The organism is Pantoea anthophila (assembly GCF_026104315.1).
GTDB classification, from domain to species: Bacteria; Pseudomonadota; Gammaproteobacteria; order Enterobacterales; family Enterobacteriaceae; genus Pantoea; species Pantoea anthophila.
The window spans coordinates 3,350,910-3,362,848 of sequence record NZ_CP110473.1 but is presented as its reverse complement, the minus strand read 5'-3'; the positions used below and the strand labels follow the sequence as shown (position 1 = coordinate 3,362,848).

10 protein-coding genes are annotated in these 11,939 nt (G+C 58.3%); 5 read left to right on the top strand and 5 right to left on the bottom strand.

Translation table 11 applies throughout. The annotated features are described in order from the left end of the window. Positions 1 to 36 precede the first annotated feature (36 nt). Positions 37 to 849: an ABC transporter substrate-binding protein gene (locus OJ965_RS18240; RefSeq protein WP_265137287.1), complete on the bottom strand. Its 813-nt coding sequence runs from the start codon at positions 847 to 849 to the stop codon at positions 37 to 39. Between the two features lie 193 nt (positions 850 to 1,042). Here OJ965_RS18240 and OJ965_RS18235 point away from each other — a divergent pair, with 193 nt between their 5' ends. Continuing rightward, a complete protein-coding gene (locus OJ965_RS18235) occupies positions 1,043 to 2,113 on the top strand; it encodes a LacI family DNA-binding transcriptional regulator (protein ID WP_265137285.1) in 1,071 nt (356 codons plus the stop codon). A 123-nt stretch (positions 2,114 to 2,236) separates the two neighbouring features. After that, the gene (locus OJ965_RS18230; RefSeq protein WP_265137283.1) at positions 2,237 to 2,950 is read left to right on the top strand and encodes a GNAT family N-acetyltransferase; all 714 of its coding nucleotides are present in this window, start codon (positions 2,237 to 2,239) and stop codon (positions 2,948 to 2,950) included. A gap of 63 nt (positions 2,951 to 3,013) precedes the next feature. Here the strand turns inward: OJ965_RS18230 and opgB are convergent, their stop codons facing one another. Beyond that, positions 3,014 to 5,305 (bottom strand): phosphatidylglycerol--membrane-oligosaccharide glycerophosphotransferase, encoded by a 2,292-nt coding sequence (gene opgB, locus OJ965_RS18225; protein ID WP_265137281.1) that lies wholly within the window; start codon positions 5,303 to 5,305, stop codon positions 3,014 to 3,016. A 223-nt stretch (positions 5,306 to 5,528) separates the two neighbouring features. Then, entirely contained in the window at positions 5,529 to 5,918 is a 390-nt protein-coding gene (locus OJ965_RS18220) for a tautomerase family protein (protein ID WP_009092284.1), read from the bottom strand. Between the two features lie 101 nt (positions 5,919 to 6,019). Here OJ965_RS18220 and OJ965_RS18215 point away from each other — a divergent pair, with 101 nt between their 5' ends. Beyond that, positions 6,020 to 6,937: a LysR family transcriptional regulator gene (locus OJ965_RS18215; protein WP_265137280.1), complete on the top strand. Its 918-nt coding sequence runs from the start codon at positions 6,020 to 6,022 to the stop codon at positions 6,935 to 6,937. On the opposite strand, the gene OJ965_RS18210 is transcribed toward OJ965_RS18215, so the two are convergent. Next, positions 6,914 to 7,927: a capsular polysaccharide synthesis protein gene (locus tag OJ965_RS18210; protein ID WP_058958265.1), complete on the bottom strand. Its 1,014-nt coding sequence runs from the start codon at positions 7,925 to 7,927 to the stop codon at positions 6,914 to 6,916. The two genes, OJ965_RS18215 and OJ965_RS18210, sit on opposite strands and share 24 nt — an antisense overlap. Positions 7,928 to 8,420: 493 nt before the next feature. On the opposite strand from OJ965_RS18210, the gene OJ965_RS18205 reads away from it, so the two are divergent. Next, on the top strand, positions 8,421 to 9,386 hold the full coding sequence (locus OJ965_RS18205) for a beta-propeller fold lactonase family protein (RefSeq protein WP_265137278.1): 966 nt from the start codon (positions 8,421 to 8,423) through the stop codon (positions 9,384 to 9,386). On the opposite strand, the gene OJ965_RS18200 is transcribed toward OJ965_RS18205, so the two are convergent. After that, a complete protein-coding gene (locus tag OJ965_RS18200; RefSeq protein WP_009092279.1) occupies positions 9,368 to 9,922 on the bottom strand; it encodes a histidine phosphatase family protein in 555 nt (184 codons plus the stop codon). The genes OJ965_RS18205 and OJ965_RS18200 overlap by 19 nt on opposite strands. Before the next feature lie 581 nt (positions 9,923 to 10,503). Here OJ965_RS18200 and OJ965_RS18195 point away from each other — a divergent pair. Further along, positions 10,504 to 11,895: an MFS transporter gene (locus OJ965_RS18195; RefSeq protein WP_009092278.1), complete on the top strand. Its 1,392-nt coding sequence runs from the start codon at positions 10,504 to 10,506 to the stop codon at positions 11,893 to 11,895. The last annotated feature ends 44 nt before the right edge of the window (positions 11,896 to 11,939 follow it).

Here is an 11,939-nt window from a genome sequence, read left to right as displayed (position 1 = left end):
TCCCCCGGTTAACTCAGGACGTAAACGTCCACCTCTTTACTGACCGCCAGGCAGATACTGTTTTGGCATCGGCGATCCGGGGAACCACTTCTGATAAAGCCGTTGCCAGGTGCCATCCTGCATCGCAGCCTTGATGGCGTTATCCAGCGCGGCCTTGAAGGCGGGTTTACCTTTGGCAATGGCAATGCCCGCCGGTGCATCAAAAGAGGGGATATCGGCGGCAGAGACCAGCTTAAAGCGTTCGGCGTAGCTTTTGGCCGCCTCGTAGTCGAGGAAAACGGCGTCGAGCGTGCCGTTGTTGAGGGCAGAGACCGCGCTGTTGTTATCCGGGAAGCGCACCAGATCGGTCTGCGGGAAGTGGTCCACGGCATAGTTCTCCTGGAGCGTGCCCTGAACCACGCCGAGCCGGTGCTTGGCCAGCGTGGCGACATCTTTCACGCCGCTGTCATGACGGGTCAGAACGGTGAGGAACCCGGCCAGATAGCCAGTGGAAAAATCGACCGTTTTTTCCCGCGCCGGGGTGATGCCAATCGCCGCCACCGCCGCATCGTACTGACCGTTGGCGACCGCGGGCATGATGGCCGAGAAGTCCTGACCAATAAAATCGACCTTATCGATGCCCATGCGGTGGGCGACATTTCTGAAAAATTCGACGTCGAAGCCGGTGAACTGACCGCTGGCGTCGGTGAAGGTGTAAGGCTTTGAGTCGCCGACGCTGGCGATGCGAAGCTGACCCGGTTCGATCAGCCCATAGGGATTGTTGTTGCTGGCGGCCAGCACAGAGAACGACAGTGAACAGAGTGCGAGTGCGGTGCCGAGCAGTTTGCCCAGTGTGATTTGCGATTTCATAGCTCATCCGTTTTTGCAGGTTTAAACATCAGAGACTGTTGAGCCAGTAATTCTGATTGAGATCGGTCTCAACGCAGGTGGCACCTTAAGACAGAAACATTGTGAGACCGGTCTCAAGGAGTTACAATGAGTTTAAGCACAGCCTTTTTTCGGCGTCAATATTCCTGTCATCAACCTGTGATTCGAAATAATTATGACCAGCCAGAACAGACGATCCAAAGCGCCGACCGTGGCAGATGTGGCGCGCGCAGCAAATGTTTCCAAAGCCCAGGCGGCGCGCGCGCTGGGTGGCTATGGCGCGGTCAGCGATGAGGTGCAGGAGCGGGTCAACAGCGCCGCCTCCGCGCTGGGCTACCGGCTCAATGCGCTGGCGCGCAGTATGAACACCGGCCGCTCCAATACTATCGGGGTGATTGTCGGCGATATTGAGAATCCTCACTTTGGTCTGGCCCTGCGTGGCATGGCGGACGTGGCGCGCACGGCGGGTTACCATCTGCTGCTGAGCAACAGTGATGAAAAGCTGCAGGCGGAGCAGGATGCGGTGCGGGTGATGCTGGAAAAGCGGGTCGATGGCATTATCGTTGCGCCCTGCTGTTCAGCCCTGGAACAGAACGCGCATCTGATACAGGTGCAGGAAGAGGGCAGAGCGCTGACGCTGTTCGATCGCGCGGTAACCGGTCTTGATGTGGACGCGGTCTGCTGTGAATTTACCGACGTGGCCGCAGACGTCACGGCCCGGTTGCTGGCCGCGGGGCACCGCCATATCGCCTATATCACCAGCATGGCGCTGACCACTGACTACAGCACGCCAGACGATTTTGGCCTGACGCCGGTTGCCCAGCGCGTGGGCGGCATGATGCAGGCCTTTGCTGACGCAGGCGTGCCGTTTGATCCATCGCTGGTGCAGGTGAACGCGCTGGACGAGGCATCGATTAGCCGTATCGTCGCGGCGCTGTGGCAGCGTCCGCAGCCGCCCACCGCGCTGGTGGCGTCAGACAGCGTGGTCGCCATGTGGCTGCTGCGCGAAGTGACGCAGCGCGGACTGCGTATCCCGGTCGATCTCTCTTTTGTGATGTATGACAATTTCCCGTGGAGTGAGATTGTGACGCCACCGCTGACGGTCATTGCGCAGCCGGTCTATGAAATGGGCCGTGAAGCCGCACGACGTCTGATCGCCGCCATCCGCGGTGAGGCCCCCGGCCCCGTGCCGCGCTTCGACGCCCATCTGATGATCCGCCACTCGATTGCTGCGCCGGCCTGCTGAAGAGCAGCCCGGCGCGTCAGACTGTTTGCGGGCAAGGGATCCGGGATGTTGCCTGAGGGGCAGGCTTTTTAAGCGGCCGGGAACGTGGCACTCTGCTGACATTATCTGCAGCCGGGAGGCGATATGTCACAACACCTTAATCACTATGGTCAGCCGGTCGGCCAGCCTTTGCCAGACTGGCAGCCGCGTCCTCTGCCACAACATCAGGTTTTCACCGGTCAGTCGTGTCGGCTGGAGCCCTTCAGCGCCGCGCGGCATGGAGAGGCCCTGTCTGACGCCTGGGCGCTGGCGGAAGATGGGCGCGACTGGACCTATATGTTTATGGGGCCGTTCGATGATCCCCAGGCGTGGCAGGATTATATCCGGCAACTGGAGGCCAGCCGCGACCCGCTGCATTTCGCCGTGATCGACCTCGCCACCGGAGAGGCGGTGGGCAGCCTGTCGTTAATGCGTATCCAGCCTGAACATGGGGTGATGGAAGTCGGTCATGTCGCTTTTTCGCCCCGTCTGAAGCAGACGCGTATGGCAACAGAGGCGCATTTCCTGCTGATGCAGTACGCCTTTGACACCCTGGGTTACCGCCGGTATGAGTGGAAATGCGACAGCTGCAATGCGCCTTCTCGCAGAGCCGCGGCACGCCTCGGTTTTCAGTATGAAGGTGATTTCCGGCAGGCCATTGTTTACAAAGGTCGCTCACGCGACACCAGCTGGTTTTCGATAATCGATCGCGAGTGGCCGCAGGTGAAAAGGGGGGTGCAGCGCTGGCTGGCGGAGGAGAATTTTACCGCCGATGGTCAGCAGCGTGAGAAGCTGGAAGCGCTGCGCGGCAGGCCCTGAAGCGGTGGCGACAAAGTAAGAGGCCTCTGCTAAAACGCAGAGGCCTGAAGAGAAAAGAGGGGATTAAGGCTGGGGCACGATTTTAAGTTCGACCATGCCAATGCCCAGTTTGCGCGGGTCCTGCCCCGTGATATTGCCGGTGTTGCTCAGCTGAGGTTCAGGCGGGGCAATCACCAGCTGGTGGCTGGCGTCCGGGTTCTCAAAATGCAGCGTATGGGTCGAGATCGCTTCGCCCAGCGACAGCAGCTGCTGTTGAGTGCCCACGCGAACCGGAATCGGCCGGTGCACATTCGCGCCGTAAGCCCGCGCCGTGATCACCAGATCGAACTTCGCGGGCAGGGCATCGACGTAGTCGATATGCACCTCAGGCGCGAGATTGGCATTTGACCAGCGCCCCCAGCTCTCCGGACGTGAGATGCCGCTGAAGCTTTTCACACTCAGCGGCGCGCCGGGGATATCAAGCCGGAAGCTGTCAGCGCTGTAGCGGATATTGTTATCTTCGATACGGATCTGCGCCAGATTTTGCTGATAACGTGCATCGCTGATCGGCCCGTCCGGGAACTGCACCCGGCCTTTCCATTGCGGTTTGTCGATGTGGGTAACGGACGGTGTGCCGCCGGTTTGCCCCATCGCCACACAGAGATCGCCGGAGAGGGCCAGCGACGGCTGCCAGAGTCGCGCCATTTTAAAACAGCGATCGACCCAGACGAATTTATCGGCTGCCGCGAAATCGGCCAGCTGATAGCGCAGCGGTGCCGAATATTCCCCTTCCGGCATCGGCTCAACGTGTTTGTCGCTGATGCGGAACAGAATCGGCAGCTTAAAAGTGGTCCCGGAGAAGCTGAAGCTATTCTTCGTCTGATCGACGGTGAAGTTCTCCATCTTATTCGGGAAGTTCCAGAGCTGGATAATATCGGGCTTCCAGCTCATGACCTTGCTCTTCATATCGTCAAACTGCGTTGAGAGCGACAGCGAAGAGAGGCTGCTGCGGCCCAGACCTATCGCATTATCGCCGCCGAGAATATCCAGCAGCGTAGCGCCATTATCCAGCGTGCTGCGCTTTGCCTCCAGTAGCTCCGCCTGCGGTTTATCCCCGCGGATCACCATAAAGAGATTGCGACGCGGCTGTTTGATCAGCCAGGGATGCGCGGTGTTGTTCATCGCCAGATGATCGGAACTCACCACGATTACGGTATTTTTAAACCACGGTGACGCTTTGATGCGATCGATCAGCCGCGCGACGTGCTCCTGTGAACAGGCGACCGCGCTGAAGGACTGGTTTGGTTTCCCCTCAATGCTGTAGCTTCGGCGCTGACAGCTGCGCGAGATAAATCCGTCAGGATGGTGAGTGTCGACCGTCAGCGTAAACAGCGCAAAAGGTTTACCGGCCTGGGAGAGCGCCTGATACTTCTCAAAGACTTCGTCGAGCACCGTGTCGTCATAATAGCCCCAGTTATTGCGGTAGCTGGGATCGGCGACGCGGCTTTTCAGCTCCTGCGAACCATAGAGGTTGGCAGGATCGAAGCCGTGCGATTTCAGGAAGACATCCTTACCGGCAAAACGCAGGTCGGCACCCTGAATAAACCAGTTTTCATAGCCGGAGTTTTTCAGGATGTCGCCCAGACAGACATTCTGCGGATAGAAGCTGGAGAGTGACGCCGACGCATTGCCGTCAAACGGGGCAAACAGCGGAATGCCGCACTGTGAGGCGACCATGCCCGCAATCGTGTAATCGGTGCCCGGCAGCTGTTCGGTCTGGCTGAAATCGATACTCTGCTCTTTCTGACGGCTCAGCTCAGGTGCCAGGCCGGGGAAGGCAATCGGATCAAAATAGGTGCGCTCTAAACTCTCGCCATAGATATAAACCACGTTGAGGCGCGGCTGTTCAATGCGGTTACGCGGCACTTTGTAGAAGGTGTCGAAGTCAGAATCGGCCAGCTGGGTATGCGACACGATCAGCGTCGCGACCTGACGAAAGGCGGGGGTAGTCTGCACCGAGCCGATCGCGCAGGCGGCCGCCAGCAGCGACCAGCCCAGATGATGGGGACGTTTACGCCGCCGCAGCACCCAGGAGAGCAGGCAGAACAGCAGAAACAGCACGATGATCAGCCCGATGGCCGGCACCACATATTTACTGACGCCCGCGCCGGTCAGGCTGTTAGTCAGGGTATAGATCACCGCATCATTAATGCCGTCGCCGGTGAAATAGTTACTGGCGTAAAGGGTGGCGTTCAGCACCACAAATATCACCAGCAGAACAAGAACAAGCATAAACCAGAATGTGTTACGCCCGGCTTTACAGGAATAGATAGCAATAGCAGCCAGAAACAGCACGACTGACACAAATTCGGACAACGGGAAATCCTCTCTCTGCAGGGGGGCGCGGGGCGTCACGCAACCGGCCATCGTCGGGGGATGGTTTTTCGACAATCTATATTGGCTGTCATCGGGCTGCAACATATCCGGCGGATTTGTGCGAGGAAGCGCAGAGGGATTTTGTGTCGTGCCTGCCGGGCGTTCAGCAGACGTGACGGTGGCTGGCGCGCACCGTCAGCAGAGCAGGCGTCCGGGCCGCTTTTCAGAGTTTGCCGGTCAGATACTGCGCTTCGCCGTCGGCAAAACTCCAGTCGCCTTTGTCATTGGTGATAAAGCTGATCATCAGATCGTTGCCCTGCACGCCACAATGCTCACGCAGTTCGCGCGCCAGCTCCGCCATAAACCGCTGTTTCTGTTCGCTGCTGCGCGGACTGGTAAAGACCCGCACCATCACCAGATTATCGCTGCGGCTGAATCCCAGCCCGGTGTCCTGAAACACCATCTGATAGCGTTTGTTTTCATGAACAATCTGATAGCGATCCCGTTCCGGCACGTTAAAGGCGGTCAGCACGGCCCGGTGCGCGGCATCCAGTAATGTACGCAGCTCAGATTCTGAACGACCCTCAATAACATCAAATTGCAGCAGTGGCATAGCGGTTTCTCCTGAGAAATAAGAGGCCTATGGTGACGGCTTTATCCGGCGGGAAAAAGCGCGTAGCCTGAAATGATTATTCATTATTGTGAACAATGCTGATGAAAGAGATGAAGACAGACACCCTGTGGGAGCATCTGCACTGGCTGACGGTACTGGCAGAGCAGGGCAGTTTCACCCGCGCGGCAGCGCGGCTGGATGTCAGCAAAGCGGCGATGAGCCAGAAGATCAAAGAGCTGGAGGAGAGAGCGGGTCTGATGCTGGTGCAGCGCACCACGCGCAGCGTGCGGCTTACCTCCGCCGGTGAGAAGCTGGTGGAGGAGCTGCGCGAGCCTTTTGCCCGCATCGAACAGAGTTTTTTCAGCGTGCGGGATACCGCCGGGCCGGTGCGGGGTCTGGTGCGCATCACCGCACCCGTGGCGTTTGCCCGCCAGCAACTGGTGCCGCTTATCGGCGAGTTTCTGCGTGACTATCCGCAGGTACGCCTGCAGCTGGATGTGACGGATCGCCTTGTCTCGCTGAGCAGCGAGGGGTTTGATCTGGCGATTCGCCACTGTGACACGCTGCCGGAAACGCACGTGGCGCTGCCACTGTGCGACACGCAGACCGTGCTGGTGGCCTCACCAGCCTATCTCAGGGCGCAGGGCGTGCCGGAGAGTCCGCAGGTGCTGGCGCAGCACAACTGCCTTTACTACCCGCGCGGCGTCGAGTCACCGCGCTGGCGGTTTGTCGCGCCGGGGGAGAGCGAAACGGTTCAGGTGCAGATTCAGGGCAGTTTTGCCACCAACAACAGTGAATCGATCCGCGATGCGGCCCTGCAGGGTCTGGGCATTGCCATGCTGCCCGACTTCAGCGCCCATGAGGCGCTGTCAGCGGGATCGTTACAGCGGGTGTTGCCGGAGTGGCAGCCGGTCGGCGCTTTTGCCGCCCGCCTGTGGATCGTGCGACCCTGGGCGGCACAGGTGCCGCGCGCGGTCACCACCTTTACACACTGGTTACGCGCCCGCTTTAACCACTGAGGGCAGTGCCAGTCCCGGTGAACGGGTATGCATCATCTCCCCAATCAGGCTGCTGCGGTTATAGAGGCCGATGCGCAGATTGAAGTCGAGATGCAGCCGCTCATTGCCGGTTAACTTAATAATCGGTGGCGGCGTCTGGGGGCGCTGCTGAAACAGCACTGACTGCGCAAAGGCGCTGCTGCTGTCGGCGTGCAGGCGCTGATAATACCAGGCGCTGGCTTCACCTTTACGCAGATAGAGATTGGCCCGCCGGTATTCACGCATCGCCACCTGCTGCGCCAGTGAGAGCAGATGACGGGACGGATTATCCATATTCTGCACAAGCAGCGGAAAGTCATCGCGCTTCTGCAGCTCATGAAAATAGTTGCGGATGCCGACATTTTTAACCGGCGCCAGCTGTTTCAGCCATTCACGGATAAAAGGGTTCTGCGCCGGGGCGGCCAGAAACCAGCTTTCAATGACCGGCGCAAGCAGGTTCAGCGTTGACTGCTCACGGTAGTAGCCGATCAGATCCAGAGACCGCGCCTCGTGAACGCGATGCACCCAGGCGAGATCCTCGAACAGCAGGGTGCTGCAGTCAATGCCGATGCCGCCGTAACGGTGAAGCAGTTCCAGCCGGATGATCTCACTTTTATGCGCCAGCGTCAGATCGGCCGAGATAAAGCGGAGGTCGGGCAGCCATTGCGACAGGGTGCGCTGTGTCACCAGATAAACCTGGTGATCGGGATTATCCCGTCGTATTTTGCTGATATTGAGCGCCATCGAGGCAGGCAGCTGTTCATTATGCCAGACCATCCAGACAATCTTTGGAATCTCCGGCAGATCTTTCTGCTGAGCGATTAAAACGACATTATCTTCCTGACCCGGATCATATTCCGGCGCCTGACAGAGTCTTTGCTGTTTTTTATTCCATAACATCTGGCTGCTGAACGATATTCTTTTCCAGTTGCGCCAGATTTTATGCGCTGGACGTTGGCGATGTGCAGTCATGATATACCTGTTATTTTTATTTTCCCGTCATAGTGCAGACTCTGCCTGTTCGCATGGGGCGGAAACAGGCGGCATTACAGACTGGCTGCAACCCCGATGCGTGCGGGAATTATTGAAAGGGTTTCCCTGGTGGCGACGCAGTGCCTGAGCGCGCGGTAGTTTCCTCACGGCTATCTGGAATTGCACTGCACCTTTTTAATAAAACATTATTTACTGATTAGCTATGCCTTTTTTTGACTTTAGGATAAAACGGAATCAGGCCGGGCATGAAATAAAAATAAAGGTATGGCCATAATTAATCATTTATTTCATCCCGGCACGCGCCGTTATTCAGGAATATCTGAATCGCGAGAGCAGGATGCTTACGGGAATGCGGGAGCGGGCGTGATTGCGCTTAATGTGTGACGTAAGCCCGGCTCATCAATCCGCCGAATCAGACAGCCTGAAGCGCATTGTCTACGCTTAAGAAGAACTTACTGAGAAAGGAGCGCACATGCAGAGTGAATCATGGGGTTTGCTGGCGGTCGATAAGCGGGGCAATCGCGTCCTGTTTCTTAATCCGGAGACGTTCGCGGTTGAGCGGGAACTGAACGCCTTTCCACCGCGCCCGCATGAACTCCTGATGCTGGCCCCCTGGGGTAAAGCCTATGTGCCGGTCTATGGCGACGGCGTGCATGGCGACAATCCCCATCCGGGTCATAAAGTGGCGGTCATTGATTTAGCGCGTCGGACGATCAGCGGCTTTATCGATCTCTCGCCGCTGCGGGCACCCCACAGCGGTCAGCTGGGGCGCGACGGTAAAGTCTACCTCTGCTGTGAGGAGAGCGCCGCCGTGGCGGTGATCGATCCACAGAGTGATAAGGTCGAAAAAGTTATTCCGATCCCTTCGCACAATGCGCATCGACTGACGCTCTCTCCCAGCGGCCGCAAGCTCTTCACCGATAATGAAGAGGATGCCACCATCACGGTGGTGGATCTGTGTGAGGCGGAAGGGCGGGTCATCGACACCATTCTGCTGCCTGGCCCGATTGCCGGTATCGCGGCCTCACCGAAACACCCTTATCTGGTCGCCAGCGCGGCTGACGCGCCGCTGCTCTATGTGATCGATCGGCAAAGCCACCGCATCCGTCAGCGCCTGACGCTGCCGGGCCATCAGCAGCCCTGCCAGGTGGTGCGCTTCAGCGACGATGGCGAACAGCTGGTGGCAATAGGGGATCAGGAACCCCTGGTCACGCTGTTTGACGATTTGCTGAATCCGCTGGGTGACATCGCGGTGGGTAACATGCCGATGGATGGCTGTTTTACCCCCGACAAAAAGCAGCTGCTGATTGCCAATCAGGATGATGGCACGCTGAGCGTGATCGATCTGGGGCAGCGTAAAGTGATTGCCACGCCGCGTGTGGGAACGGGGTGTGAAGTGCTGGGCTATTTTTCGCTCGATCAGATAAACGGGCGATGATAGATCGCGGAACTCCAGTGGCGGCTGCTGGCATGCTTCTCCGCCTGCCAGCCCCGTTTACGTAATTCCCGGGCAATCATCTTATTCATGATGCCGTGGCCCAGCAGCAGCACGGTGCCCTGAGCGGAGTACCCGATTAACTTTTCTGCGGCCGCCGCGGCGCGCTGGCGCGCATGAGGCAGCGACTCCGCATCACCCGCATATCCGCAGAACCAGAGCAGCCGCAGCAGCGCCAGCCAGCAGAGGATCGGCAGCTGCATCGCGCCCATTCGCAGCATCGGCACGGCAACTTCACTGAACAGAGCATTCACCTCATGCGGCTGCAGACCAAGCTGACTCAGGGAGGACTGCGCGCGGGGCAGGGGACTGCAGACAACAACCGCCGCCTGACGGGCAATGTGGACAGTGCGCGGGGGCGGTCCGTCACTGACCTGTGACCGATCGTAGGCTTCGCACCAGTCTGCCAGCGCCTGCACGCTCAGACGGCCTGCGGCCTGATGATCGGGTTTACCGTGTCGCATCAGAATAATGGTCATACATTCTCTGCCTGGCCTTTTTTTCAGGGTAACGCATTATTTGCGCGCGCAGCGATTTTTCAGCCTGAGCCTGAGTGTCATCCTGCGGTCACAGAGCTGTGCGACAACAGAGCCCGATGAAAGCAGCCCCGCCTGTTTTTTACGCTTAATGATTAGAGAAAGTGCTGACTTAACGTGAGGGATGACTTTTTTTTGTGCAAAGTGAGGCGCTGTTAACTGGCTGAATTTGCGATAAAAAACCATGGTGACGCACTGTGATAGTGAAGTCTGACTAACATTTTGCGTCGGGATCGCTTGATTTATCTACGCGCGTAGATACACTAGGTCCCCAGTGATTGCTCACGGTGCTCGATGCACAGTCGGCTCCATCGATTGTTAAGTTACATTCGCTCAGTTTAAGTGACCGGTTAAAAAAGATCGGCGAAAGCGGGCGAGGCAGATGATTCCAACACCAGGGAATCCTTTAACCTTTCATCATGGTTAGTCAACTGAACGTCGCCACCGGGGAATTCCGCTTTTATCAGGGAATCGACCCATGGACGGGCGTTTATCGATCTGCATACGCATTCAGGGATAGGGTTATGACGGCACACAATTCCGTTAAGCAGCAGGCATCACTGTCATCCACTTCAGCCGCCGATGCGCGGTTTAACACCCCCTCAGGCCGCAAAGATTTCTGGCGCGCCACATTCTCATGCTGGCTCGGAACGGCGATGGAGTACGCGGATTTCGCGCTCTATGGTCTGGCTGCCGGTATCATCTTCGGCGATGTCTTCTTTCCCGAATCGACACCGGCCATGGCGCTGCTCTCCAGCTTTGCCACCTGGTCAGTCGGCTTCGTTGCCCGGCCTATCGGCGCACTTTTCTTCGGCTGGCTCGGCGACCGCAAAGGGCGAAAGGCGGTCATGATCACCACCATCATTCTGATGGGGGCCTCCACCACCTTTATCGGCTTAATTCCCAGCTATGCCACGATTGGCGTCTGGGCACCCGCCTGTCTGGTCCTGCTGCGCTTCACGCAGGGGTTCGGCGCGGGTGCAGAGCTCTCTGGTGGTACGGTCATGCTGGGCGAGTATGCGCCCGCAGAGCGTCGCGGGCTGGTCGCTTCCGTTATCGCGCTGGGCTCTAACAGCGGCACACTGCTGGCGTCGCTGGTCTGGCTGCTGGTGGTGCAGATGGATCAGCAGAGCCTGCTGGCGTGGGGCTGGCGTATTCCTTTTCTCAGCAGTGCGCTTATAGCGCTGGTGGCATTGTGGATCCGGCGTCATCTGCGGGAAACCCCGGTTTTTGAGCGCAGAAAAGCGGAGATGGAGGCGGCGCGCGCCGGAGTGCTGGCGACCCCGCCGGTGAAGGATACGCGGCCGTTCTTCCAGCGCACCCGCGCCTTCTGGACGATGGTGGGGCTGCGCATCGGTGAAAACGGTCCCTCCTATCTGTCGCAGGGCTTCATCGTCGGCTATGTCGCGAAGGTTCTGCTGGTGGATAAGTCGGTTCCGACCACGGCGGTGTTCCTTGCGTCGCTGCTGGGTTTCCTGATCATCCCTTTTGCGGGCTGGCTCTCTGACCGTTTTGGCCGCCGGATCGTTTATCGCGTCTTCTGTCTGCTGCTGATGCTCTACGCCTGGCCCGCTTTTACGCTGCTGGATACGCGTGAACCGATGCTGGTCATTCCGGTGATTGTGGTGGGCATGGGGCTGGCGTCGCTGGGTATTTTTGGTGTGCAGGCCGCCTGGGGCGTGGAGATGTTCGGCGTGCATCATCGCTACACCAAAATGGCGGTAGCGAAGGAGCTGGGTTCGATTCTCTCCGGCGGCACGGCACCGCTGATTGCGGCTGCTATGCTCTCTTATACCGGACACTGGTGGCCGATTGCGGTCTACTTCTCGGCGATGGCCGCGATTGGATTCTTTACCACCTTTGTTGCGCCTGAGACGCGAGGGCGGGATCTCAATCTGCCTGATGACGCCATCTGACAGGGCAAAACGAAATAAGCAGCAGGCCGTGTAAAGCGGCCTGT